Origin of the sequence: Natranaeroarchaeum aerophilus, assembly GCF_023638055.1 — an archaeon.
Lineage (GTDB): Archaea > Halobacteriota > Halobacteria > Halobacteriales > Natronoarchaeaceae > Natranaeroarchaeum > Natranaeroarchaeum aerophilum.
The window spans coordinates 191,585-216,526 of record NZ_JAKRVY010000004.1 but is presented as its reverse complement, the minus strand read 5'-3'; the positions used below and the strand labels follow the sequence as shown (position 1 = coordinate 216,526).

Genomic DNA, 24,942 nt, shown 5'->3' with positions numbered 1-24,942 from the left:
CCGGTCAGTCTGAAACGCGTCAGGCCGGTCGGAGATGTTCACAGTCGCCCGCGTGAACGCGCACAGTCTCCGATCCGGTGTCGACGAGCAGCGTTCCCGGACGCTCGATGTCGACGGCCTCCCCCTCGACGACGTCGTCCGAAGTCTCGACGCGGACGCGCTGTCCGAGCGTTAGCGCGTACTCGCGCCACTGTTCGAGAATCGCATCCTCGTCAGTAAGTAGTTCGTCGAGCGTTTCGAGCACGCGCTGGGTGAACACCCGGCGGTGGACGTCACCCACCTGCTCGCGAAGGCTCGTCGCGCCCTCGGGAAGCTCGTCCGAATCGATATTCGCATTGATACCGATCCCGGGGACGATCCACGAGACCCGGTCAGCCTCGCCTTCCATCTCGGTGAGGATCCCGACGAGCTTCTTGTCTCCGTCCGCTGTCGGCACCAGCACGTCGTTTGGCCACTTGATTTGAGCGTCGACACCCGCCTCTCTGGCGGCGGTCGTAGTCGCCACCGCGGCGGCAAGCGTCACCAGCGGAGCGTGAGCCGGAGGGATGTCGGGCCGGAGTACTGGGCTCACCCAGATGCCGCCGCTCGGCGCGCTCCACTCGCGGTCGAGTCGTCCCCGGCTGCCGGTCTGTTCGTCGGCGAGGACGACGAGGTTCTGTGCGCCCTCGCTGGCGGCCTCGCGTGCGCGATCGTTCGTACTCCCGATGGTGTCGTGATACTCGACCTCGTAGGGCGCGTCGAGGCCGTACTCGACGGCGCTGGCCCCGAATTCGGGGATCGATTCGAGCCGGTAGCCGTCTTCGCTGTCGATGACGAAGCCCTCCTTGCGAAGCGCCTCGACGTGTTTCCAGATCGCCGCGCGGGTGATGTCGAGACGCTCTGCGAGGTCGGCACCCGAGATAGCCTGTCCATCGATCGCTTCGAGGACGGCGCGTCGCGTGTCGTTCATACCACGCCGTTCGCGGGGAGGGGTAATGTCGGTTCTGCCACGTCACTGGGTTGCCGAACTTGGGAAGCCCTAAATTCCTCCCCCGACAGAGTGGTGGTATGGATACGTACGACCTGATCACTCGCAACGCCGAGGAGGTCGTGACCGAGGAGGAATTGGAGGCACTGGCCGACGATCCCGAAGGCAAACGCGCCTACGTCGGCTACGAGCCCTCCGGTGTGCTTCATCTCGGTCACCTACTGACGGCGAACAAACTGATCGACCTGCAGGAGGCGGGCTTCGAGATCGTCGTCTTGCTCGCGGACGTTCACGCCTACCTGAACGGGAAGGGTACCTTCGAGGAGATCCGCGAGACAGCCGAGCAGATGCGCGAGCAGTTCCTCGCGTACGGCCTCGACGAGAGCCAGACGGAGTTCGTCTACGGCTCTTCGTACCAGATGGACGAGGAGTACGTGCTTGACGTCCACCAGATCGAGCTAGAGACCTCGCTCAACCGCGCCCAGCGCGCGATGGCCGAGATTCAAAGCGGCGAGACCGCGAAGGTCTCTCACGTCGTCTACCCGCTGATGCAGGCACTCGATATCGAGTATCTCGACGTCGACCTCGCGGTCGGCGGCCTCGACCAGCGGAAAGTCCACATGCTCGCCCGCGAGGAGCTGCCGAGTCTCGACTACGATGTCCGGCCCGCTTTGCACACGCCGATCATCGCCGACCTGATCTCCGGCGAGGGGAAGATGTCCTCCAGCGAGGGCGTCACTATCTCGATGGAGGACACGGCCGAGGACCTCGAAGAGAAGGTCAACTCGGCGTACTGCCCGCCGACCCGTGACCCCGAACCGGACGAGGACGGCAACGACCGCGAGAATCCGGTCCTCGAACTGTTCCAGTATCACGTCTTCCCGCGGTTCGAGACGGTGGTCGTCGAACGTCCGGACCAGTACGGCGGTGACATCACCTACGAGGACTACGAGGACCTCGCCGAGGACCTCGAAAGTGGGGAACTCCACCCGGCTGACGCGAAAGGGACGCTCGCATCGTATCTGGACGAGTTGATCGCGCCGGGGCGCGAACGGCTCGAAGAGCTCCGATCGTAATCGGATTTTTTTCTCTCACTGGCTTAGTCCGCCGGTTCTCGATGTTCCCGCGTGTTCGACCCGTTACTGCACGAAGTATATAATCTGTATAAGTTATAGAGATATAGTACGAGACATACGCGAGGCTTCAATCATGAATTTGTAACAGGTCTGAAAAAGGATTTTAGTAGGATTAGAAACGATATCATACTGTATCGGTGATACAAATGAGCCAGAGCACGTCAGATCCGATCCGAGGCGAGTTGCTACGTAACAAGCAGACCACGACCCCTGACCGGTCGATATCGAGGTACGACATTGTCCTCATATTGATCCCGGTCGTCTTCCTGTTGGCCGCCCTGTTCGGATCGCTGCTGTCGGTCCCGCTGAACGTGGCGTTGTTCGGGGCGGCGCTGATCGGCGCAGTCGCGGTACTCGACGGCGTGTTCTGGAACCCGCCGATTTCGCGGTAGTTCGACGCCGTCGAACCCACTCTCCTTGCAGTTCGATCACACCGACAGCAGTACATCTATCCCGAACGATCACCTGATAGCGAGGGGGTTACCTGGTATCTTATATGTCGCCAAACGTATAATACAGTTCGTTACGTAACCAGATAACGTAATGATACTACAATTCGCGGTTGGCACCGAGCACTCTGAAACGCGCAGTCTTTCGGAGGCGGACCGATGACGGCAGTACTTCCGCTACTCCTCGACGCCCCCGGGGCCGACGTGGCGTTTCTGATCGGTCGCGTCCTCTTCGGGGCCGTACTGGCGTTCACGGGACTGAACCACTTCCTGGATCTCGACGCAATGAGCGGCTACGCGGAGATGAAAGGCATCCCGGCACCGAGACTGAGCGTCGCGTTCAGCGGCGGTATGTTGATGTTCGGCGGTCTCGGTGTCGCCCTTGGCGTATTTCCGGTCATCGCTGCTGGCGCGCTGGCAGTGTTCCTGCTCGTCACGACGCCGGTGATGCACGATTTCTGGGCGGTTCCAGAGGACCAAGCACAACAGGAGATGACGCAGTTCCTGAAAAACGTCGCGCTGCTCGGCGGTGCGCTCGTGTTGCTGGTGCTGGGCGGTGCTGACTGGGCCTACTCGCTCGGAATCGGTCTCTGAGCCGGCACGGCTGTTGTCGTTTACGTTCCAGATAATCCTTTTATTCCCCCGGTACCTGCACCCGAGTAGTGTGATCGAGGTCGAGAACCTCCGCAAGGAGTACAGCGGGTTCGTCGCAGTCGAGAACAGCACGTTCGAGATCGACGCGGGCGAGGTGTTCGGTATCGTCGGCCCGAACGGGGCGGGGAAGACGACGACGCTGAAGATGCTCGCCGGGCTGATTGAACCGACCGCGGGTACCGCGACGGTCGCTGGCGTCCAGGCGGGCGAAACCGAGATGCGGGGGAATCTCGGCTTCCTCCCCGAGGAGTCACCGCTGTACGAGGACATGACGGCGATCTCGTATCTCCGATTTTTCGCCGACCTCTACGACGTGCCGCGCGATGTCGCAACCGAGCGGATCACGGAGACGCTCGACCGCCTCGATCTGGAACATCGAAACCGGGCAATTGGGGACATGTCGAAAGGAATGAAACGAAAGGTCGCCATTGCGCGTGCGCTTGTCAACGATCCCGACGTGCTGATTTTTGACGAACCCGCCAGCGGCCTCGACCCGCTGACGACCAACTACATCATCGAGTTTACCCGTGAACTGAGCGAAGAGGGTCGGACCGTCGTGTTCAGTGCGCACAACCTCTTTCACGTCGAAAGCATCTGTGACCGCCTGGTCGTGATGAACCGCGGCAAGATCATCGCCAGGGGGACGATCGAGGGGATCCGCGAACGCCACGGCAAGTCCTCCTACACGGTATATACGGACGTCGAGGTGCCTGATAGCCTGCAGAAAAACGGGCGGTTCGTCCGGGAGGTAGAGGACATGGAGGCAGTCGAGGCTATCCGAGAGCGGGCGATCGCCGCGGGCGGATCGGTCGTCGACATCCAGACGGAGACGCCGAGCCTCGAAGACATCTTCCTCGATATTGCCGGGGAGGCCGAGGCGTGAAGCCGCGAAAGACGCTACGGGTGGCCCGGTGGGAGCTCAGCCGTTCGGTCGGATCGGTCGATAGACGGACGGTCGTCCTCGGCATCTTCGGACTGATACTGGTCTTCGGTGGCGGCCTCGCAGTCTTCGGTGGAAGCGTCGCCCTCGACGACGACATCTATCGGGTCGGCGTCCCTGAGGATAGCAGCTACTACCCCGCCGTCGACGAACACTCCGCGCTGAAACCGGTCCCGCCGGAAGACGACCTGATCGAGCGCGGCGATGCCGAAATCATGCTGGAGCCGTACGGACCGGGGGGCTACGAGTTGTCTCAGGCAGAGACACAGAAAGGCGACGCCGCAATGGCCGAGTTCGAGACTGCCATCGACGGCTACAACTACCGGATGATGGAAGCAGAAGGCAACCAGACTGCGGCGTTCCCGGTGCTCGTCGATCTCCGATACGAGGCCAGTGGCGGGGCAGGTATCGTCGAGGCCGGGGCCGGTTCGGACGACGACACCAGCGGAACGGAGACGAACGGCGATCAGGAGGCGGACGGCGACCACGAGACGGACGAGCAGGAGACGAGGGACGACAGCAGCGAAGCGGACGATGAAACCCTCGATGGCGGAGCCGACGACAGCGACGATAGCGACGACACGACCGACAGCGAGGACGACGATCCTGCATCCGGCGATAGCTCGGATACTGGGAACTGGATCAGCGACGCGATCGCCGGGGATAGCATCGTCGACACGCCAGCGGGGATCTCGCCGCCGTTCCCCTTCGGCTCGCTGGTGCTTGCGTTTCTCTTCATTATCCCGATGAACTTCGTCATCCAGCTCTACGGGAGTTCGATCATGAACGAGCGGATCAACCGCCGTGGCGAGTTACTGCTCGTCGCGCCGGTGAGCCGCGGGGACGTGATCGTCGGGAAGACGTTGCCGTATCTCGCCGCGCTGGTCCTCGTTTCGGTCGCCATTGCGCTCGCGATCGACGGCGGCCCCGTCTCGATCGCTGCCGTCGTTCCGATCGCCCTGCTCTTTCTCGCCGCCACCTTCGTCGGCGCGATGTTCGCCCGCTCGTTCAAGGAGCTGACCTTCGTGACGGTGACGATCAGCGTCCTGCTGACGTCGTACGTGTTCGTCCCGGCGATCTTCACAGAAATAACGCCGATCGCGCTGATTTCGCCGCTGACGCTGGTCGTCTGGGACCTGCAGGGCGAGGCCGTCTCCGCGCTCCAGTACACCTTCTCGACTGGATCCTTTTACCTCCTGAGCCTGCTCCTGTTCGGCCTCGGCGCAGGCGTCTACCGCGAGGAGGACATGTTCTCCCAGCGGTCGGTCCACCTGAAGGTGCTGGACGCCCTGGCGAACTACGTGTCGGGGCTGAAAAGCGTCGCGGCGATCAGCGCGCTGATGATCCCCTTCGTCTTCGTCGCCCAGTTGCTCACCGTCACTGTCCTGTTCGCGCTGCCGGAGTCGTTCGCACTCCCCGTCTTGCTCCTGTTGATCTCCTGTACCGAAGAGGTGGCAAAGAGCTTGCACGTCTACGCGGGCTACGCACACAATCGGTTCGATCGCTCGATCAGCACGGCGGTCGCCGTCGGGGCAGCGAGCGGGCTGGGCTTTTTCGTCGCCGAGAAGGTGACACACGTCGCCCAGATCGTTGGGATCACACAGCTGGAGCTCGGCGCGGTCGCGTTCCCGACGACGGATGGGATCTCACCGACGCTCGCAGTCGGCCTGTTTTTCCTGCCACTCGCGCTGCATACGCTCACTACGATCGTCTCCGCGATCGGTGCCCGACGCGATCGAGTCCACTACCTGGCGATGCTCGTCCTCGCCATTTCGATCCACACGCTGTACAACTACGTGGTGATCTTCCATGTCCAGTGACCGACGGCCGCGGATCCGGATCGGACTGCGAGAGCTCTCGACGCTCAAAAGCGAGAAGACGATCGTGCTCGCCCTGCTGATCCAGCTCGTCATCGCGGCATTCTCGTCGTTTCTCGTGGTCGGGCTTGTCTCTCTGTATGACCCGGCGAGCGCGGGCGGTGAGGTGTCGGTCGGCGTCTCCGGTGAACACCGTCACGACCTCACCAGCGTCGCGAGCGGCCAGGAGAACGTCGAGACGGTGACCTTTGACGACCCGGCAGCGGCTCGAAGTGCCTATCATGGAGGCGCGATCGACGCGGTCATGATCGCGGAGGGCAGCGGCGACGGCCGGATACAGGTCGAGACGACCGTTCCGCCCGACGGGATCGAGTCGACGGTCGTCGTGACGAGCCTTCAGGAAGTCCTGCTCCAGTACGAGGCGTTTGAGCGGGGCCAGCGGGCGGCGTATCTGGATAACCAGCCGCTCGCGGGGCCGGATCACTCGAACCCCGCGCCGTACTACGGCTTCACGTACACGGTTCTGGTGCCCCTGCTGCTCTTGCTTCCGGTATTTATCAGCGGCAGCCTCGCGGTCGACACGATCAGCGAGGAACTGGAACGCGGCACGTTTGAGTTACTTGCAGTCACGCCGATCGAGTTGGGCGAGATCATCGACGGGAAACTGTTGACAGCCGCGCTGCTGGCACCCGCACAGGCGGCTCTGTGGCTCGTGTTGCTTCGGGTGAACGGCACGCCCATCGAGAACGTCCCGGCGCTGCTTGCTGTCGTCGGTGCGCTCGCGCTCGCGGTGGTCTCGATGGGGATCGGCCTCGCACTCGTGACGACCGACCGGCGACAGGCGCAGTTCCTCTACTCCTTCGGGATCCTCGCCATCGCAATGGTGACCGCGCTGTTACCCGAACATCCGCTCAACACCATCGCAAAGCTCTCGATCGGCAGTCCGGCGACGTCGACGTGGATCGCAGTGGGAGGCTACATCCTGCTGGGCGTCCTGTCGCTGTTCGCGCTGCAGGTCGCCGTCTCTCGGCTTGACGTCGAACGGATCGTCAGTGCGGACTAGGCGTCAGCGAACTGCTCGGTCGCGGCCTCGACAATTGCGTACTCCTCGTCGCTGTACGCGATGAACCGCACGTCCGAGAGCGTCTCCGGTTGGTACGCGGCGATCGTTTCCCCGATGAGCGTAGCGCCCGCTTCGAGATCGAACCCGGCGACGCCACAGCCAAGCGCCGGGAGCACGAGCGACGTACAACCGAGTTCCTCCGCGGTTTCCAGCGAGTTTCGTGTTGCAGAGCGGATGCTCTCTGTCGTCGCCTGTCCATCGCCGTAGTGGGGCATCGCGGCCGCGTGGATGACGTATTCCGCGTCAAGCGCGTAGGCCTCGGTCACCGCGACGTCGCCCAGATTGATCGGCCCCTTCGACATCGCTTCCTCGTTGATCTCCGGCCCGGCATGACGTCTGAGCGCACCGGCAACACCGCTTCCCATCCGAAGGCTCGTTCCTGCCTCGTTGACCAGCGCGTCCGCCGACTGTGCGGCGACATCGCCCTGTACAGTCTCGAAGTTCATACCAGCAAGTTCGGTTTCCGGCTTCCTCATTGTACCGGTGATCATGCGGGTCCAACACATAGCATGAAAACATAGATATGGCTTCGATAAGTAGTATATATCAAGAACATACCCCGCATCATGACTGTGGACCTTCCTCCGGAGCCGTACGCCGAATACCTCGATTTACTCCGTGACATCGGACTTCCGGACGACGATATTCGATCCCTACACGCTAGCGAGAGCGACGGGGTCGGCGAGGGGCCACTGCTGGCGTTCGTCAAAGAGCGCCTCGACGGGAGCGATCCAGAGGTGCTAGCTCGGCGGCTAGTCGACGTCCTGACCCAATCGAGGCGGGGAATGAACGTTACCGGCAGTTACTGGAACTACGCGCCGGAGGTCCACCTGAACGAGGTGTTCGAGCCGTACGGCTGTTCGGTCACCTTCCGTGATGCAACACACGGAAACGGTCAATCGAGCTTCGAGGTCGTTCTCGAAGACGCCTCCGGCACGGGACACCGAATCACCTTCGAGTACCCGGAGACGCCTCTCGAGGACGATAACTTCCCGGCACTGCTCGCGGCGATCGAACGCCAGCTGCTCTCGAACACTGATCTGACATTCGTACTGCTGCGTCCGATCGACCGACGGTGGCGCGTCCTTCTGATCGAGAACGCGCGACTTGATCGGCTCCGGGCGGAGTACGGCGATCGTATCGAGTTCGCGGGTGTTCCGCTCTTGCGCGAGGACCAGCTCGATGCCTTCGAGAGCGGTGAGGCAACGGCAATCAAACCGCACGTCGGCGAAACGACGGCGGGTACAGGTCGGAACCGTAGCACGGTCGACCGACGCAAGCGACCGGACGCGACGGACGAACTGCTCGCGCGGACGACAGGTCCTGCCGATACCTCGACACCACGATCTGACGCCGACGCAGATCCCGATGCGGTGTTTAGCGGCTCCCCCGACGATCTCGCCGCACAGGCGGGTGGGGAGAATGCCGGACACACACTGGAAGAGGTGGAGGCCTCAGATAGCGACCTCAAACAGGTGTTCGGCGACCTTTCGGGCGTTTCACTCGAACCCGTTACTCAGGAGGCTGACGACCGGACGTCAGTCGAGGAGCCGGTCGAACTCGGCGCGGCAGCAGCGCCCGACGAGGAGTCGGAGCCCAGCGGTCTTGACGAACTGTTCGAACAGATCGAACGCGAAGCGCTTACCGATGATGACGCCGCCGCCCCGGCCGGTCCGGGTGAGGGTTCTGCCGTCGTGGCTGCCGCAGGCTCCGGTGGCTCGTTGCTATCCGTCTCCGAAACCCGGTCGACGCCCGAGTCCTCGGACGGCAGTGAGGGGACACCGAACGAGTCGGCGGTTGACGAACTGATCGAGGAGCACTCGGCTGCGGACCGTGAAACTACCTCGCATGCCGAAACGATACGCGAAGCGGAGAACGAATCCGAGAGCTGGGACAACGTGTCCGGTGGAAGCGACGACAACGACGCCTCCGACACCGGCGACAGCAACGACGACGCCTCCGGCGGGTTCAACTGGGTGAGCGATGACGAGCTTGCCACCCGCTAGAGAGGGAGCCAGTCGCTTGAAACGTCCTTTCCGAGCAGGTGCCAGCGCTGTTCTACGATGCCACCTTTCCGGCGAACCTCGATCAGTGCGTCGAACAACGGTTCGATCAGATTGACGTGATCGCTCTTGCGGTCCACCCGGAGATGGTAATGACCGATCCCGTCGGCACGCCGCACCGAGGCGGTGACGAGGTGGAGGAGTCGAAACAGCTGTTCGGGATCGTGCTCGACGAATAGCGGGCCAAGCGAGTCAAAACAGAGCCGAAGCTCGCCGGATGAGAGGCCGTCTGCAGGTCCTGCCAACACGTCAATGTTGTCGACGACCTCGCTACCGATGTCGTTGAGTGACTGATCGTCGTCGCCAACCCGAACCGTCCGCCTGTCGCCCCCGTCGAGTGTCTCCGGATCACACGCACAGACCCGATCGCCTTGCGTGAACACGAATAGCCGACGCCGATCGTTGCCGAGAAGGTGACGGCACGCGTTGCTGTGGACGGAGCCATCGCCGACGAGCAGGAGGTTACAGCCGTTCTGTTTGAGTTCGGCGAGCTCCTGAGAGAACGTCGTACTGTCGGGAACACCGTCACCTCGGCCGAATTGCATCCGTATCGGGTTTGAAATCAATATCTAATAAGCGTTGCGGCGCGGACTGATCAAACTCGCAGCGTCCTTGAGCACGCTTAATAACCACGGGAAACTGGTTGCGAGTATGCAACCACGGGATCTGTCGGCCCACACGGAGTACGTTGCGGGCCAGGGCATCGAAGAAGTCGCTCGCGAGCTCGGGATGGAGCCGACGGAGCTGATCAAACTTGCGTCGAACGAGAACGCGTTCGGCCCGAGTCCGGCTGCCGTCGAGGCGATCGAGGCCCATGCCGGGTCGGTGAGTAGCTACCCCAAGACATCACACACGGATCTGACGGAGCGACTCGCTGCGGACTGGAACGTCGAGTCGGAACAGATCTGGCTGTCGGCGGGGGGAGACGGATCGCTCGATTATCTCTCGCGAGCCATCCTCCGCCCCGACGAAAAAGTACTCGTCCCACAGCCGGGCTTTGCCTACTACGCGATGAGCGCGCGCTATCACCACGGTGAGGTCAACGAATACACTCTCGATCAGGACGGCGGGTTCGCACAGACCGCCGACGCCGTGCTCTCGGCGTACGACGGCGAGCGGATCGTCTACCTGACCAGCCCGCACAACCCGACAGGAACGGTCTGCCCGCTTGAAGATGTTGAACGGATCGCCGAGGAAACCGACGAGGAGACGCTGGTCGTCGTCGACGAGGCCTACGGGGAGTTCGCCGACATCGACTCGGCTGTCGGACTGGTCCGGGGGCGGGACGACGTCGCAGTCATCCGGACGTTCTCGAAGGCCTACGGGCTGGCGGGGCTGCGACTGGGCTATGCGATCACACCACGCGAGTGGGCAGACGCCTACGCGCGAGTGAACACACCGTTTGCGGCAGGAGAGCTTTCCTGTCGCGCCGGGCTGGCAGCACTCGACGACGACGAGCACGTCGATCAGACGGTCTCGACGGCCGAGTGGGCCAGAGAATACATCTACGACCACGTCGACGCACCGACGTGGGAGAGTCATGGTAACTTCGTTCTGATTCAGGTCGGCGATGCGACGACTGTGGCGAACCGACTGCAGGAGCGTGGCGTCATCATCCGGGACTGTACGAGCTTTGGCCTGCCCGACTGCATCAGGGTGACCTGTGGCACGGAAGCCGAGACGGAACGCGCGGTCGAGGCCATCAACGAGGTGCTCGCGGAGTGAGAGTCGCAGTTACTGGAACGCCCGGGACGGGCAAAACCACCGCAACCGAGATCCTGGACACCGACCTCGATGTGGTTCATCTCAACGAGGCCATCCGCGAGAAGGGGCTGTACGAGCGCGTCGATGAGGAGCGGGACAGCGTCGTCGTCGACCTCGATGCTGCGTCCGAATGGATCGGTGACCGTGACGACATCGTGATCGACTCACATCTCGCGCACCATCTCGACGCGGACCGCGTGGTTGTTCTGCGTTGTCGCCCGGACGTGCTCGAAGAGCGCCTGATCGAGCGCGGCGAGGGCGAGGCCTCAGCGGCCGAGAACGCCGAAAGCGAGGCACTCGACGTGATCCTCTCGGAAGCGGTCGACGCCCACGGCGCAGAATCCGTGTACGAGATCGAAGCGACAGAACGCACTCCCGGAGATGTCGCTCTGGAGATCCAGTCGGTCGTCGATGGCGAGCGCGAACCGAGTGCAGGAGAGGTTTCGTACATCGACTACCTATGACACTGGATCAGTTCAGATCGGTCGCGGATCGTGCACTCGAACCGTTCGTCGCACTGTCGACCCGACTTGGCCTGTCGCCCGACGCGATCAGCGTCCTCGCGTTCCTCGCAGCAGTCGCTGCAGGTGGGGCGTACTACGTCGCCGGAGAGACGGCGATACTGTATCTCGTCGGCGCTGTCCTCGTCGGACTCAACGGTGCGCTGGATCTGCTTGACGGCGCTGTTGCGCGCGAACAGAACGTCGATTCGAAGGCGGGGGACCTCCTGGATCACGTACTGGACCGCTACGCCGATATCGTCATTATCGCCGGACTCGCTGCCGGGATCGGCAGCTACGTGCTCGGCTTCGCAGCCGTAACTGGCGTCCTGATGACCTCCTATCTCGGGACACAGGCCCAGGCTGTCGGTCTCGACCGCGACTACGGCGGGATGCTCGGGCGCGCCGACCGGCTGGCAATCATCGGGATCGTCACTGGAATCGCCGCGTTCGTTCAACCGACGGTCGCCGGGTTTGGGCCAATCGGCTGGTTGCTCGTGCTCTTTGCGGTCGTCGGCCACGTTACTGCACTCCAGCGCTTCTGGGGTGCCTGGAACGACCTCGATTGACACAGTATCAGCGGAAGCCCACGACTGTAGTCGTGGGAGGACGTCACGGCGGCGTACCTTTTATCAACGCCCGCGGCAAAGGGAGTAACATATGGTGCAGTGTGAAATGTGCGGCGCCTCGGTGTCGTCGCCAAAGACCGTCAAGATCGAGGGAGCTGAACTCGACGTCTGCAGCGACTGTGCTGACTTCGGGACTGAAATAAAGACCCAGCAGTCCTCCAGTTCGTCCACGAAGTACTCGACTGATTCGAGTTCGAGTAGCTCCGGTGGATCGAGCGGCTCGTCCGGCACGAGTGGCTCGGGCGGCTCCGGACGGTCGCGCTCTCGCTCGGACATGTTCGACGACATGGACGAGATCGTTACCGACTACGACGAGCGGATCCGCTCTGCACGGGAAGGGAAGGATCTCAGCCAGTCCGATCTCGCGAACGAACTCAACGAGAAGGCGAGCCTGATCCGCAAACTCGAACGTGGGGATACGCTGCCGAGCGACGACGTCCAGTCGAAGCTGGAGAAGTTCCTCGACATCTCGCTGTCCGGTAGCGTGGCCGCGGACGACGAGGAATGGAGTGGGGGATCTGCCTCCGGTGAATACACGCTCGGTGACGTCGTCAAGCGAAAGGACTGATTGCTTCCCGCTGACTGGGAGTTCTCGCAACCTATTTGTCTCCGGCGACCGCTTGTTGAGCTATGTTCGTCCTTGTCAACCTCAAGGCGTATCCGTGTGATCCTGTCGAAGTAGCTACCGCTGCCCACGAGGTCAGCGAATCGTCGGACGCCGACGTCGCCATCGCGCCCCAGGCCGCGGCCATCGAAACCGTCGCCGAGACGGGCGTCGAAACGTGGGCACAACACGTCAGCCCGAACGAGCACGGGAGCCACACTGGTAGCACCCTTGCCGAAGCGACGGCCGAGGCGGGCGCAACCGGAACCTTGCTCAACCACTCCGAGAATCGCCTCAAACTCGCCGACATCGACGGTTCGCTCGATGCGGCCGAGCGTGTCGACTTCGATACCGTCGTCTGCGCGAACAACGCGGAACAGGTCGCTGCCGCAGCCGCGCTCGGCCCGGACGCCGTCGCCGTCGAGCCGCCGGAGCTGATCGGAACCGGTACGCCCGTCAGCCAGGCCGATCCGGATATCGTCCGTGACGCTGTCGACGCCGCGGCGGCGGTCGACGAGTCCGTCGATGTGTACTGTGGTGCCGGGATCAGCACCGGGGAGGATGTCGTCGCTGCAGAAGAACTCGGTGCGGACGGCGTCTTGCTCGCCAGTGGCGTGGCAAAGGCTGATGACCCGCAGGCGGCGCTCGAAGACCTGGTCGATCCGTTGTAATCGATAGTACAACTGCTGGCGACTACAACGAGATCTCGGTTTCTTCGTTGTCGATGTAGCTACTCTCCCACTCACGCCGCGCTTCCAGTTCGCGGTCTCCGCGCTGTGTGAGTGCGTAATAGTTCGTTCGCCGATCGAGCTCCCCTTTTTCTACCAGTCCTTTGTCGACGAGTGCGTCGAGGTTCGGGTAGAGTCGGCCGTGATGGATCTCGCTTTCATAGTAGTCTTCGAGCTCCTCCTTGATGGCGAGCCCGTGTGGATCGTCTCTCCCGGCGATCACGTACAGTAGGTCCCGCTGGAACCCAGTTAGATCGTGCATTGTTCCCCCAAGCAGTTATCCAACTATCAGACTGATAAACGTACAGGGGTACCGAACCTACTTCGACGCCAATACGACTGGCTTCTGGGCCGTTCGTTTTCACGTCAGTAGTGAGGCTAGCCAAGTGACAACAAAAAATCGTGTACGCTCGGCGACTACACTACTCGAAGTGGTCGAGGCACTTCGCGTACTCTTCGCTCGCCTTGTCCCAGTCGACAACCTCGAAGAACGCGCTGATGAAGTCACCCCGTGCCGGGCCGTAGTCGTAGTAGTAGGAGTGCTCCCAGACGTCGATTGCGAGGATCGGGTGTGCGCCCCAGAGCGCGCCCTGATCGTGCTTGTCGACCGCGACGTTGCGTAGCTGCTTGGCAACGGGGTCGTACACGAGCAGTGCCCAGCCACCTGCGGCGCTCGCAGCTGCCTCGAACTCGCCTTTCCAGCCCTCGTAGGAGCCAAAGTCCTCCTCGATACGGTCGAGCAGGTCGCCCTCGGGTTCGCCGCCACCGTTGGGATCCATGTTCTCCCAGAACAGCGTGTGGAGATAGTGTCCACAGCCGTTGTGGGTGACGTTGCCGAGCGCGCCTGCGGAGCTACCGAAGTCCCCGCTCTCGCGGTTCTCGGCGAGGGTCTCCTCGGCGCTGGCGAGGCCGTTCACGTAGCCCTGATGGTGGGTGTCGTGGTGCCACGTCAGCACCTGCTCGGAGATGTGCGGTTCAAGCGCATCGTAGTCATACGGGAGCGGCGGCAGTTCGGGATCGGATTGTTCTGGCATATGTATCTCCTCCATCTCCTATATCGGTTCGATGACTGTTAAACGTTTAGAAGACAGTCGTTCACACACCACACGGTGGGCAGGTCATCCCGGTGCCTGATATCACTCTCCGCGTGCCGCTTCGAACATCTCGATCGCCGCTTCACGACGCTCGCTGTGATCGACGATGGGTGCGGGATAGTCGGGGGCGAGGCGCTGTCGCTGGGTTACGGAGAGTTCGTGCCAGGAGTGGATCTGTTCCGGTTCGATATCCGCGAGTTCGGGAACGTAGCGTTTGATATACTCCGCGTCGGGATCGTAGCGTTCGCCCTGGGTCATCGGGTTGAATATCCGGAAGTACGGCTGTGAGTCGGTTCCCGTGGAGGCGGCCCACTGCCAGCCACCGTTGTCGTTTGCCGTGTCGTGGTCGGCGAGTTGCTCACGGAACCAGTCGTAGCCCTCACGCCAGTCAAGCATGAGGTCCTTGGTCAGAAACGAGGCCACGATCATCCGTATGCGGTTGTGGATGTAGCCCTCGTCCAGCAACTGGCGCATCCCGGCGTCGACGATGGGGTAGCCGGTTTCACCGGCCTTCCATGCCGACAGGTGGTCCGGCTCTTCGCGCCACTCGATCGGGTTCTCGTACTCCCTGTAGTTCTCCGTAACTACCTCGGGGCTGAAAAAGAGAACGTGCGTGTAGAACTCGCGCCAGGCCAGCTGGGACTGGAACTCCTCGACTGACTCACGTTCGGCGTCCGTGTCAGCGCTTTTGGCGGCCTCGACAGTTGCGGCGTGGACTTCGCGAATGCCGATCGTTCCCCACTTCAGGTCCGCCGAGAGCCGGGACGTACAGCCGTCTGCAGGGTAGTCCCGCCTGTCGTCGTACCGGTAGATATCCTCGGCGCAGAAAGATTCGAGACGTTCACGGGCTGCCTCCGTACTCGCAGGCTGGAGCGTGGCGTCTGGCTCGTCGAAGCCCAGATCGTCGAGCGATGGCAAGGTGGTAGACCAGCGATCGGGGATCGAAAGGGCTGTCGGGTCGACAAGTTCGTCGGCGTCCGGTGCGTCGTAGGGACCCTCTTTCTCTCGATCCTGCCACTTCCGGCCGAAGTACGTGAACACCGAGTACGGGTCGCCGTCGTTGGTCGTGATCGACCCGGGCTCGTGACAGATCGCGTCGTGATAGCTCCCGCGCCGGACATCCTGTTCGGCGAGCGCCTGCCGAACCTCGGCGTCGCGCTCCCGCGCTAGCCCGGAGTAATCCTTGTTCCAGAGGACATGCTCGGCATTGATCGCCTCGGCAAGTGCAGGCAAGACCTCCCGGGGATCACCACGGGTGACGAGTAGGTTGCTCCCATGCTCGCGGTACCACTCCGCCAGCGATGACAGTGCGTCGAGCATGTAGGCGACCCGAACGGATGACCCGTGCTGCAGGACGTCTTTATCGAAGACGAATACCGGGAGGACTGGCCCGGGATCGGCGGCCGCTGCAAGTCCGTGGTTGTCCGCCGCCCTGAGATCGCGCCGGTGCCAGTGGACGTTCATACCGTCTCTGACGACTGGACGAGAATAAATCCTCGTCTCACTCCCCGTCAGCCACAATCCGTATGTTCGACTCTGCAGCTGTGACTCCGGACTCCCTCACCGAGTTCCCGCTTTTGGATTGACAGTTCGACATCGCCGAGCGTGTCGAGAACGAGCCGGATAAATCCCATATAGATATACTAAATCGTCTGGCAGGGGTCCTCTCGATTGATTCGGATGCAAGAGGGTGCTACGCACGGCGAAAGGCTCGCTATCGAAAGCTACAAACGCGCAACGAGCAAATCGGTCGATATGGAACTACGGGTCATCGAGAACACCGAGGAGGAACTCTCGATCGAGATTGGCGGGGAGGACCACACGTTCATGAACGTCCTGAAGGGTGCGCTACTGGAGACCGAAGGCGTCACTACGGCTACGTACGACATGAACCCCGAGCAGTCAGGTGGACAGACCGAACCGATCCTCGCAATCAAGACGGACGACACGACGGAACCGCTCGACGCACTGGAAGCTGGTGCAGGACGAGTTCGTGAGAAGGCAAGTGCCTTCCGCGAGGCGTTCGATACAGCGGCCTGATCGGACGGGTAACTACGATTTTTTCAAAACACCTGTTCGGCCGGTTACAGCCGACGACAGGCCGTGACTCACAGTACGATCAGGATGATCAACACGAGTCCGGCCGCGGCGATGACGCCGATCAATGGGAGGTAGGGCCGGGCGATCGCACCCCACTCCGTCCGCTGTTCGAGCGTACGGTCCAGTTCGGTGTAGTCCGGCTCAACTTTCCGCAGGTCCTGACTTCCACACCGACTACACGGCGGAGAGTGTTTGACGTGCTCGCGGCCACAGTCCTGACACTGCCAGACCAGGTTCCCGCCCGTATCGACCGTTCCTGACGTCGTATCGTCGTACTCATCGAACGAGTTGTGACCACAGTCAGTACAGGGCGGATCGTCGCGTGGATGGGGCTTACCACAGCGCGCACACCGATACACCATCACCAAATCTTGGGAGATCCAATACATAAGGGTAGTGAAAGCGATCGTCTCACGACGAACTTCGGGACCTCTTTAGTCACCCACTCCGTAGCCTGTTACGTGCTCAAACCGTTCGTCTTCTACGGGTCGCTGAGTCTTGCCGGGATGGTCTTCGCGTTCGTCGGCGGCGTCAATCTAACCGGCGAAATCGTCGGCCCCGGATCCGTGCTGATGTCGCTTGGGGGCCTCGGGATGATACTGTATTCGGCGTACACGCTCGTGCTGGGGGAGCCAGTCGAGTCGGTTCCGGAGGATATGTGGGTGGCCGCTACGGCGGCTGGGGCCGCCCTCCTTGCCCTGTGGGCAGTGACGGTATCGCCAGTGTGATGGCCAATGCGCGTTTTGACAGTGCTTCACTTTTCGAAGTAATACACTTCAACTTCTGTAGTGTTGGTCTCACCCATCCGTTCAGGGCTGGCCGACCAGAGTTCCCAGCGTGTCGGACCTCCTCCAAACATCTGGGCCAAAAAGCTCCTCCTCCCACGGTCGCTCGGAGTACTACTCCCTACAACCGCACCGGAACGTCCCGCTCGTCGAGGTACTCCTTTACCTCCCGAATCGAATACTCGTCGAAATGGAAGATCGAGGCTGCAAGTGCGGCATCGGCGTCCGCCTCGGTGAACACCTCGTAGGCGTCCTCGGGACCACCACAGCCCGATGAGGCGATCACTGGCGTGCTGACTGTGTCACAGACCGCTTTCGTCAGGGGGATGTCGTAGCCGTCTTTCGTCCCGTCAGCGTCAATGGAGTTGACAAAGAGTTCACCAGCGCCGCGGCGTTCGGCCTCCTGAGCCCACTCGACGACGTCGATACCAGTGCTCTCGCGGCCGCCCTTCTTCGTGCACTCGAACCAGCAGGACTCGCCATCGATTTCGACGTAATGTTCGCCCGCCTCGTCGTACCGTCGCTGAGCATCGACACTGATCACGATACACTGGCTGCCGAAGGCGGCCGCGCCCTCGTTGATCAGTTCGGGTCGTTCGAGCGCGCCGGTGGTGACCGAGACCTTGTCCGCGCCGGCGCGCAGCGTCTCCTTGATATCCTCGCGCGTCCGGATGCCGCCGCCCACGGTGAGGGGGATGAAGACCTCGTCGGCGACGTCCTCGACGACCCCGAGCATCGTTTCGCGCCCCTCGGCCGAGGCGGTGATATCGAGAAAGACGAACTCGTCGGCACCGGCCTCGTTGTACCGCTTTGCCATCTCGACCGGGTCGCCGGTGTATTTCAGATCCTCGAAGTGAACGCCGGTGTACACTGCGGGGTTGCCCTCCTCGTCCAGATCCACGTCGATACAGGGGATGATCCGCTTGGTGAGGCCCATATACCCGACCGTTGTGTGGCTGGGTATACAAAGGGACCGTTCCACGCAAACACCAGGTCAACGCGGCATGTCCCTCAGTCGGCGACAATCGGTTCGAGCAACACGGCCGCAGCGACGCCGCCGACAAGCCCCAGCCAGTGAGCGTAGACGTTGATGACCATGCCGTCGACGACGACGCGCTGGGGAAAGAGACCGACCACGAACGCGACGAGCAAGGCAGTGACGAGCACGACCGGTACCGACTCGGTTCCAAGATGGAGCCAGCCAGCCCGAGTGCGAGGGAGTCGACCCCTCGCGCTCACCGCGAGGGCGGCCAGACAAAGCAGCGCGCTTGCGCTGGCACCGGCCAGTAAGAGCGGTTCGATGACGCTCACGTGAAGGAGATAAAAGGTCACGAGCAACACGAGAAAGACCACTGTACCGGCGAACGTGGCCGTCTCCGTCGAGTAGGCGGTCCGCAACAGAACGAGGAGGGACACGTAGACGAACCCACCGGTCGCAGCGACGACCGCCGAAAAGCCCCGCGTGCTTGGTGCGGCCGGGAACGCACCCGCAAACGTCACGTAACTCACGAGGTTGACGAAAACGGGGATGAGTACCAGCACGGCCCCGAACGTCACGAAGAACCACCGGCGTCGGCCCGCTTCGAGGCAGAGCAGGTAGGCCATCACGATCGCAGCGAGGTACCCGGTGACGTTGTTTCGCAGGTGTGGGACGTTCGAGTGGACGTACGCGGCAGTGAGAAACTCCAGCGGGTCCGGGTCGCCATGCTGGAGTACGAGAGCGGTCCGTGCGGACTCGGGGAGAAGCAGGTGGAGGGCGATCAGGAGGCCGGGGATGACCGCCGCGACGACGAACAGATCGAGCGCAACAGTTCGGCGCGTGTAGCCGAACACCCGACGATCACCATCCATGTCTGTCCTCACGTAACGCGAGCAGCGCTTTCGTCGTTTCGGCTCCGGGGATTCGGCCGACGTGGAGTCAACTTTTTATGAGTCTCTGCTGTACGATCTCTATGCCTGGCCCCGTATTTCTGGAGGGTAAGCACGTCACCCTGCGAACGATCGAGGAGGAGGATCTGGAGTACCTCCAGGAGCAGATCAACGATCCACAGGCCTGGCGAGCGATCGGACGTGATCGCCCAGTCAACGCGGCCCAGGAACAATCGTTCTACGAGGATGTCGTCTGTACCGAAGACAACGTCACGCTCATGATCACCGACGAGGACGCAGTCGGCACGGTCGGACTGAACGGAATCGATACCGGCAACGACAGGGCTGAATTGGGTTACTGGGTCGACCCAGAGCACCACCGAATGGGCTACGGAAGTGACGCCGCCATTCGGATCATCGAATACGGGTTCCAGCAACTCGGCCTCCACCGGATCGAGGCGCGAGTTTTCGAGTTCAATGACGCCTCGCAGGCCCTGCTCGAATCGGTCGGCTTCGTCGAGGAGGGCGTCCATCGTGATGCCGAGTTCATTGACGGGGTGTATCAGGACGTTCACTGGTACGGACTGCTGGAAGGGGAGTGGCAGGAGCGCCGATGATGCACAGTCCGTGTGATCAAGCTGAATGTGCGAGAAGGGATTGTGGTCACTGCTCGAAAGACGCCGAATAGGTTTCCCCCTGACCGTGATGTTCTGTCGCGGAAACGTATCGAAACCCACCGCTACGTGTCGCTTCGATACGATATCCCTGAACCATTGCGGCATCGGTACAGCTTCCACCGGGCCAGCGTCGATCGTCGACACCTGCAACGAGTAGATCCAGGCGCTCCTGTGAACCTTCGTAGTCGGCATGAGCCAGTTCAAGCTCCGAACAATCAGTCGCACCGTATACGACTGTCCCCTGTACGATGACTCTCTCATTCTCAACTGTCAGCTCCGGCGGAGAATCAACGTCTATCTGGGCGTCAACCCGTTCAAAAGTTATATCCGGTCCGATTCCGGGGACGCTGCTGAGACATCCCGAACTAGCAGCGGATAGCGTGATTCCTGCCCCAGCGAGGAAGGCTCGGCGGTTCATGCCGTGACGTTGCTGTCACGAGGCATATTTTTTATGCTCACTCAAAGGGGGCGTTCGATCGAACACGACCCGCCGATCATGGCAACGCTTCGGCCGCCTCGACGAGATCGTCCTCCGTGCGCCACCGGTAGAGCCGCCCCTCATCGTCGAACAGCTCGAAGACGCCATCCTGCATCCAGCCGAAGGGTCGCTCCTCCTCGTATTCGCGTTTCAGCACGTGGCTCTTTTCGAAGTACTCCTCGCTCCCGACGAGCAGCCCCTGCTCGACGAGGAAGTCGCTCGGCTCCTTTTCGGCGACGCCGACGAGATACGTCACGAGGTCGGCGATCAGACAGAACTTCTGGATGCTGTTGTCCCACTCGCCGCGAACGTCGACCATCCGGAAGGCGTAGGCGTCCGCCCGGCGGTTGAGCCGGTCGACGACGAGGTTGAGCCGCCGGATCGGTTCCCGATCGTAGTTGCCAAGGACGAAGTACGACCGGTCCGTCTCGTAGACGGGGGCGAGTTCGCTCATCGCGTGGAGGATCTCCTCGTTGTCCGCGAGCGTGATCTCCTCGGCGTCGAGGCGCTCGTTCGCGCTGGCGAGGACGTCTTCGGGGGCGGGGGAGTCGTCCGAATCGGGCGACGTCTCGTTGGACATACCGGGGGGTCTCACCGGGGCGGGATATGCGTTGTGTCCGGCCACATTATGGTTTACTCCCGGGTGATTTACCCCAGAGTAAACTACTTGTGCTCGGGCACCGTAACGTGTCGTATGAGCACCGATCTGAGCCCTGCCGACGGCGCGGGGAACCGGGAGCTACTACACTTTCTCACGCAGGAGACCCGGTTTGCCATCCTCGGCAACGTCCTGCAACATCCAGAGGGGTTGCCCTCGATGTACGAACTCGAACAGCTCAACCCCAGCGTTAGCGAGGCGACCGTCTACAAGCACGTCCAGAAGCTGATCGACGCCGGGATCCTCGAAGAGGTTGCACTGCCCGACGACAAGCGTCAACAGGGGTACCCCTGGAAGTTCTACGGGCTGACCGAGGAGGGGCGGGCGTTTCTCGAAGAGCACAATCTGCTCGCCGCCGAGGAGACGCTCCAGCGGATCTACGAATCGATCTCGGACAGACCCGAAAAGATGGAAAAATACGAAGCTGCTCCGCGGCCAGATCGGTAGCGACGTCGTCTACTGCCTGTACACACGCGCTTCGTAGGGGCGCAGATCGAGCACCCTGTCCTCGGGGATTCCGTCCACGTCGTAGTTACTCACGACGAGTTCAGCATCGGCGTCTAAATCCGCCATCTCGATCTGTGGCTCGCGCTCGAAGAAGTTACAGACGACGATCAGTTCGTCGTCAGCAAGGGTGCGGCGGTATGCGTACACTTCCGGATGCTCGCGGTCAATGGTCTCGTAATCACCGTAGACGAAGATGTCGTTTTCTTCCCGCAGGTCCATCAGTTCGCGGTAGTAGTGCCAGATCGAGTCCTCGTCGGCTCGTGCAGCGGCGACGTTGACCTCGTCGTAGTTCTCGTTGACGTGGATCCAGGGCTCGCCGTCGGTGAAGCCGGCGTGCTCCGTATCGTCCCACTGCATCGGTGTCCGGGCGTTGTCACGGCTCATGTCCTCGAGGATCGGCTGGACGTCCTCGGCGTAGTCGTCGGCCCAGTCGGCAAGGGACATCTCGGCGAAGTTCTGCGCTTCGACGTCCCGGATCTTCTCGGGATCCTCGAACGTGGTGTTTGTCATACCGATTTCCTCGCCCTGGAAGACGAAGGGCGTCCCCTGCAGGGTGAACTGGAACGTGGCGAGCATCTTCGCGGACTCCTCGCGGTACTCCCCGTCGTCACCGAACCGGGAGACGCCACGGGGCTGGTCGTGGTTTCCGAGATAGATGCAGTTCCACCCGTCGTCGGCGAGGGTATGTTGCCATTCCCCGATGATCCGCTTGAGTTCGAGCAGGTCGAGTTCCTGCAGGTCCCACTTGTCGTGGCCCGTGTCGACTCCCATATGCTCGAAGTGGATCAACATGGAGAGACCACAGCCCCCCTCGGCAACGTATTCACGGGCGCGTTCGGCGTCGACACCCACCATCTCGCCGACAGTCATCACGTCGTGGTCGGCGACGGTTTCGTCGACCATCTCGCCGATGTACTCCAGCACCTGTGGGCCACCGATGAAGTGCTCGCCGCCGCCGTGTTCACCATCCGGGAGGCCTTCGGTCTTGGAGATGAGGTTGATGACGTCCATTCGGAAGCCGTCGATCCCGTGATCGAGCCACCAGTTCATCATGTCGTGGATCTCCTCGCGTACATCCGGGTTGCGCCAGTTGAGGTCGGGCTGTTTCTCGTCGAACAGGTGGAGATACCACGCCTCGCGTTCGTCGTCCCAGCTCCAGGCCGGACCACCGAAGAAGGATTCCCAGTTGTTCGGTGGCTCCTCGGGGTCGCCCTCACGCCAGTAGTAGTAGTCCTCGTATTCGGGATCGCCCTGACGCGACCGCTGGAACCACTCGTGCTCGTCGGAGGTGTGGTTGACCACGAGATCCATGATCAGGCGGATATCCCGGTTGTTGAGCTCCTCTAGCAGAGTTTCCCAGTCGTCCATCGTCCCGAACTCGGGGTGGATCGACTGATAATCGGCGATGTCGTAGCCGTTGTCGGCCATCGGCGACTCGTAGACCGGGTTCAGCCAGACGACATCGACGCCCAGCGCGTCGAGGTAGTCGACCTTCTCGACGATGCCGGGAATATCACCGATTCCGTCGCCGTCCGAATCGTTGAAACTGCGCGGGTAGATCTGATACACTACCGCCTCCTTCCACCACTCTCGGTCGAGTGGCTGGTCTGTCGTTGTCATTGTTCGATGCTGGGCGGTGGACAGGCAAAAAGACGGTGATAGATTTCTTCACGGTATCTTCGACCGATCTTTACTTTCTCACCGCCGGTAGCGGTAAATCAGCGGCTCAGCGTTCGTAGATTCTAGCCTCGTACGGTCGAAGCTCCAGGCTACCGTCCTGTCCGTCCGTACTGTCGGGGTAGTTTCCGAGGAGCAGGTCTCCCTGCCCGACCGGGAACTCGACAGTTGGCTCACCGTCGAAGAAGTTACAGACGACGACCAGTTCCTCCTCGCCGAGCGTCCGACGGTAGGCGTACACCTCGTCGTGGTCGGGCGCGAGCAACTCGTAGTCGCCGTAGACGAAGACGTCGCGTTCCTCGCGCAGTTCGATCAAGTCGTGGTAGTAGTGCCAGATCGAGTCATCCTCGGCGCGAGCAGCTTCCACGTTGATCTCGGTGTAGTTGTCGTTGACGTGGATCCAGGGCTCACCGTCGGTAAACCCGGCGTACTCGGAGTCGTCCCACTGCATCGGCGTCCGGGCGTTGTCCCGGCTGCGGGCTTCGAGCAGGGGACGAACGTCCTCGAAACTCTCACCGCGCTCCAGCGCCGCCTCGAGGAAGTTCTCCGATTCCACGTCCCGGATCTTCTCGGGGTCCCCGAAGGTGGTGTTGGTCATCCCGATCTCCTGGCCCTGAAAGACGAAGGGCGTCCCCTGCAGGGTAAACAGGAACGTAGCGAGCATCTTCGCGGACTCCTCGCGGAACTGCCCGTCGTCGCCAAAGCGTGAGACGGCACGGGGCTGGTCGTGGTTGTCGAGGTAGAGACAGTTCCAGCCGTCCTCGACCATGGCGGTCTGCCAGTCGTGCAGGCTCGATCTGAGCTCATCGAGATCGAGATCGATGATGTCCCACTTGCCGTCTTCGCCGACATCGGCGTGGACGTGCTCGAAGTGGATAATCATCGAGAGCGGACCGTCCCGGCCGACGTACGGCTCCGCGTCTTCCGCGGTCATCCCGCCAGCCATCTCGCCGACGGTCAACACGTCGTAGTTCGAGAGGACCCGCTCGTCCATCTCGGTCAAGTACTCCCCCAGACGAGGGCCGTCGACGAAGTGTTCCGTGCCGGTCGCCGGCGTCCCGGTCTCGCCGTCGGGCAGGCCCTCGGTCTTGGAGATGAGGTTGATGACGTCCATTCGGAAGCCGTCGATCCCCTTGTCCAGCCACCACGTCATCATATCGAAGATGTCGTCACGAACGTCCGGGTTGCGCCAGTTGAGATCGGGCTGTTTCTCGTCGAATAGATGGAGATACCATGCCTCGCGTTCGTCGTCCCAGCTCCAGGCCGGCCCGCCAAAGAAGGACTCCCAGTTGTTCGGCGGTTCCTCGGGGTCGCCCTCGCGCCAGTAGTAGTAGTCGTCGTATTCGGGATCGCCCTGACGGGACCGCTGGAACCACTCGTGTTCATCGGAGGTGTGGTTCACCACCAAGTCCATGATGAGTCGGATATCCCGGTCGTGGAGTTCCTCCAGCAGGCGCTCCCAGTCGTCTATCGTGCCGTACTCCGGATGGATCGACCGGTAATCCGCGATGTCGTAGCCGTTGTCGGCCATCGGCGACTCGTAGACTGGATTCAACCAGACCACGTCGACTCCAAGGTCGTCGAGATAGTCGACCTTCTCGACGATACCGGGAATATCACCGATCCCGTCGCCGTCCGAGTCGTTGAAGCTCTGCGGGTAAATCTGGTAGACGACCGCCTCCTTCCACCACTCGCGGTCCCCCGGTTGGCTGGATGTCGTCAT

28 protein-coding genes are annotated in these 24,942 nt (G+C 61.8%); 16 read left to right on the top strand and 12 right to left on the bottom strand.

Going from position 1 to position 24,942, the window contains the following annotated elements; translation table 11 throughout:
* Positions 1-19: 19 nt before the first annotated feature.
* A complete protein-coding gene (locus AArcSt11_RS09645; protein WP_250596635.1) occupies positions 20-949 on the bottom strand; it encodes a biotin--[acetyl-CoA-carboxylase] ligase in 930 nt (309 codons plus the stop codon).
* 98 nt (positions 950-1,047) lie between these two features.
* Between AArcSt11_RS09645 and AArcSt11_RS09640 the strand changes: the two genes are divergently transcribed.
* From AArcSt11_RS09640 to AArcSt11_RS09615, 6 genes are all read left to right on the top strand, one after another.
* Positions 1,048-2,043, top strand: coding sequence for a tyrosine--tRNA ligase (locus AArcSt11_RS09640; protein WP_250596634.1), 996 nt, complete (start codon positions 1,048-1,050; stop codon positions 2,041-2,043).
* 206 nt (positions 2,044-2,249) lie between these two features.
* Positions 2,250-2,495: a DUF8015 family protein gene (locus tag AArcSt11_RS09635; protein ID WP_250596632.1), complete on the top strand. Its 246-nt coding sequence runs from the start codon at positions 2,250-2,252 to the stop codon at positions 2,493-2,495.
* A 216-nt stretch (positions 2,496-2,711) separates the two neighbouring features.
* Entirely contained in the window at positions 2,712-3,146 is a 435-nt protein-coding gene (locus AArcSt11_RS09630) for a DoxX family protein (protein WP_250596626.1), read from the top strand.
* 70 nt (positions 3,147-3,216) lie between these two features.
* A complete protein-coding gene (locus tag AArcSt11_RS09625) occupies positions 3,217-4,089 on the top strand; it encodes an ABC transporter ATP-binding protein (protein ID WP_250596625.1) in 873 nt (290 codons plus the stop codon).
* Positions 4,086-5,966 (top strand): ABC transporter permease subunit, encoded by a 1,881-nt coding sequence (locus AArcSt11_RS09620; protein WP_250596624.1) that lies wholly within the window; start codon positions 4,086-4,088, stop codon positions 5,964-5,966. Before AArcSt11_RS09625 ends, AArcSt11_RS09620 begins: the two co-directional genes overlap by 4 nt.
* Complete coding sequence (locus AArcSt11_RS09615; protein WP_250596623.1) at positions 5,956-7,026, top strand: ABC transporter permease; 1,071 nt, start codon at positions 5,956-5,958, stop codon at positions 7,024-7,026. Before AArcSt11_RS09620 ends, AArcSt11_RS09615 begins: the two co-directional genes overlap by 11 nt.
* Here AArcSt11_RS09615 and AArcSt11_RS09610 read toward each other — a convergent pair.
* Entirely contained in the window at positions 7,023-7,532 is a 510-nt protein-coding gene (locus AArcSt11_RS09610; RefSeq protein WP_250596728.1) for a macro domain-containing protein, read from the bottom strand. The two genes, AArcSt11_RS09615 and AArcSt11_RS09610, sit on opposite strands and share 4 nt — an antisense overlap.
* A gap of 126 nt (positions 7,533-7,658) precedes the next feature.
* On the opposite strand from AArcSt11_RS09610, the gene AArcSt11_RS09605 reads away from it, so the two are divergent.
* Positions 7,659-9,092: a hypothetical protein gene (locus AArcSt11_RS09605; RefSeq protein WP_250596622.1), complete on the top strand. Its 1,434-nt coding sequence runs from the start codon at positions 7,659-7,661 to the stop codon at positions 9,090-9,092.
* Here the strand turns inward: AArcSt11_RS09605 and AArcSt11_RS09600 are convergent.
* Positions 9,089-9,694, bottom strand: a complete 606-nt coding sequence (locus tag AArcSt11_RS09600; protein ID WP_250596620.1) for a DUF7504 family protein — start codon at positions 9,692-9,694, stop codon at positions 9,089-9,091. The genes AArcSt11_RS09605 and AArcSt11_RS09600 overlap by 4 nt on opposite strands.
* A 106-nt stretch (positions 9,695-9,800) precedes the next feature.
* On the opposite strand from AArcSt11_RS09600, the gene hisC reads away from it, so the two are divergent.
* From hisC to tpiA, 5 genes are all read left to right on the top strand, one after another.
* Entirely contained in the window at positions 9,801-10,874 is a 1,074-nt protein-coding gene (gene hisC, locus AArcSt11_RS09595) for a histidinol-phosphate transaminase (RefSeq protein WP_250596618.1), read from the top strand.
* Entirely contained in the window at positions 10,871-11,377 is a 507-nt protein-coding gene (locus tag AArcSt11_RS09590) for an adenylate kinase family protein (protein ID WP_250596616.1), read from the top strand. Before hisC ends, AArcSt11_RS09590 begins: the two co-directional genes overlap by 4 nt.
* On the top strand, positions 11,374-11,982 hold the full coding sequence (locus AArcSt11_RS09585) for a CDP-alcohol phosphatidyltransferase family protein (RefSeq protein ID WP_250596613.1): 609 nt from the start codon (positions 11,374-11,376) through the stop codon (positions 11,980-11,982). The genes AArcSt11_RS09590 and AArcSt11_RS09585 overlap by 4 nt, the downstream gene beginning before the upstream one ends.
* Before the next feature lie 91 nt (positions 11,983-12,073).
* Positions 12,074-12,610: a multiprotein bridging factor aMBF1 gene (locus AArcSt11_RS09580; RefSeq protein WP_250596612.1), complete on the top strand. Its 537-nt coding sequence runs from the start codon at positions 12,074-12,076 to the stop codon at positions 12,608-12,610.
* A gap of 62 nt (positions 12,611-12,672) precedes the next feature.
* Positions 12,673-13,317: a triose-phosphate isomerase gene (tpiA, locus tag AArcSt11_RS09575; protein ID WP_250596610.1), complete on the top strand. Its 645-nt coding sequence runs from the start codon at positions 12,673-12,675 to the stop codon at positions 13,315-13,317.
* Positions 13,318-13,339: 22 nt separating this feature from the next.
* Here the strand turns inward: tpiA and AArcSt11_RS09570 are convergent, their stop codons facing one another.
* The 3 genes from AArcSt11_RS09570 to AArcSt11_RS09560 all read right to left on the bottom strand — a co-directional run bounded on the left by AArcSt11_RS09570 (position 13,340) and on the right by AArcSt11_RS09560 (position 15,932).
* Positions 13,340-13,636 (bottom strand): PadR family transcriptional regulator, encoded by a 297-nt coding sequence (locus AArcSt11_RS09570; protein ID WP_250596608.1) that lies wholly within the window; start codon positions 13,634-13,636, stop codon positions 13,340-13,342.
* Between the two features lie 160 nt (positions 13,637-13,796).
* Positions 13,797-14,408 (bottom strand): superoxide dismutase [Mn], encoded by a 612-nt coding sequence (gene sod, locus AArcSt11_RS09565; protein ID WP_250596606.1) that lies wholly within the window; start codon positions 14,406-14,408, stop codon positions 13,797-13,799.
* Positions 14,409-14,510: 102 nt separating this feature from the next.
* On the bottom strand, positions 14,511-15,932 hold the full coding sequence (locus AArcSt11_RS09560; RefSeq protein WP_250596605.1) for a cryptochrome/photolyase family protein: 1,422 nt from the start codon (positions 15,930-15,932) through the stop codon (positions 14,511-14,513).
* 291 nt (positions 15,933-16,223) lie between these two features.
* Here AArcSt11_RS09560 and AArcSt11_RS09555 point away from each other — a divergent pair, with 291 nt between their 5' ends.
* A complete protein-coding gene (locus AArcSt11_RS09555; protein ID WP_238479756.1) occupies positions 16,224-16,508 on the top strand; it encodes a DNA-directed RNA polymerase subunit L in 285 nt (94 codons plus the stop codon).
* Positions 16,509-16,576: 68 nt separating this feature from the next.
* Here the strand turns inward: AArcSt11_RS09555 and AArcSt11_RS09550 are convergent, their stop codons facing one another.
* Positions 16,577-16,930: a CXXC motif containing zinc binding protein gene (locus tag AArcSt11_RS09550; protein WP_250596604.1), complete on the bottom strand. Its 354-nt coding sequence runs from the start codon at positions 16,928-16,930 to the stop codon at positions 16,577-16,579.
* A gap of 99 nt (positions 16,931-17,029) precedes the next feature.
* Between AArcSt11_RS09550 and AArcSt11_RS09545 the strand changes: the two genes are divergently transcribed.
* Positions 17,030-17,296: a hypothetical protein gene (locus AArcSt11_RS09545; RefSeq protein ID WP_250596603.1), complete on the top strand. Its 267-nt coding sequence runs from the start codon at positions 17,030-17,032 to the stop codon at positions 17,294-17,296.
* Positions 17,297-17,474: 178 nt separating this feature from the next.
* Here AArcSt11_RS09545 and hisF read toward each other — a convergent pair whose 3' ends face one another.
* Positions 17,475-18,290, bottom strand: a complete 816-nt coding sequence (gene hisF / locus AArcSt11_RS09540) for an imidazole glycerol phosphate synthase subunit HisF (RefSeq protein WP_250596602.1) — start codon at positions 18,288-18,290, stop codon at positions 17,475-17,477.
* 74 nt (positions 18,291-18,364) lie between these two features.
* Positions 18,365-19,204, bottom strand: a complete 840-nt coding sequence (locus AArcSt11_RS09535; RefSeq protein WP_250596601.1) for a hypothetical protein — start codon at positions 19,202-19,204, stop codon at positions 18,365-18,367.
* Positions 19,205-19,305: 101 nt separating this feature from the next.
* Here AArcSt11_RS09535 and AArcSt11_RS09530 point away from each other — a divergent pair, with 101 nt between their 5' ends.
* Positions 19,306-19,839, top strand: coding sequence for a GNAT family N-acetyltransferase (locus AArcSt11_RS09530; RefSeq protein WP_250596600.1), 534 nt, complete (start codon positions 19,306-19,308; stop codon positions 19,837-19,839).
* Between the two features lie 554 nt (positions 19,840-20,393).
* On the opposite strand, the gene AArcSt11_RS09525 is transcribed toward AArcSt11_RS09530, so the two are convergent.
* A complete protein-coding gene (locus AArcSt11_RS09525) occupies positions 20,394-20,957 on the bottom strand; it encodes a DUF8170 family protein (RefSeq protein ID WP_250596598.1) in 564 nt (187 codons plus the stop codon).
* A 114-nt stretch (positions 20,958-21,071) separates the two neighbouring features.
* Here AArcSt11_RS09525 and AArcSt11_RS09520 point away from each other — a divergent pair, with 114 nt between their 5' ends.
* Positions 21,072-21,482 (top strand): helix-turn-helix domain-containing protein, encoded by a 411-nt coding sequence (locus tag AArcSt11_RS09520; RefSeq protein WP_250596595.1) that lies wholly within the window; start codon positions 21,072-21,074, stop codon positions 21,480-21,482.
* Positions 21,483-21,491: 9 nt separating this feature from the next.
* On the opposite strand, the gene AArcSt11_RS09515 is transcribed toward AArcSt11_RS09520, so the two are convergent.
* Together AArcSt11_RS09515 and AArcSt11_RS09510 are read right to left on the bottom strand one after the other, a co-directional pair.
* On the bottom strand, positions 21,492-23,162 hold the full coding sequence (locus AArcSt11_RS09515) for a glycoside hydrolase family 13 protein (RefSeq protein ID WP_250596593.1): 1,671 nt from the start codon (positions 23,160-23,162) through the stop codon (positions 21,492-21,494).
* A 106-nt stretch (positions 23,163-23,268) separates the two neighbouring features.
* Positions 23,269-24,942 carry a glycoside hydrolase family 13 protein gene (locus AArcSt11_RS09510; RefSeq protein ID WP_250596591.1) on the bottom strand — a complete coding sequence of 558 codons (1,674 nt, stop codon included), beginning with the start codon at positions 24,940-24,942 and terminating at the stop codon, positions 23,269-23,271.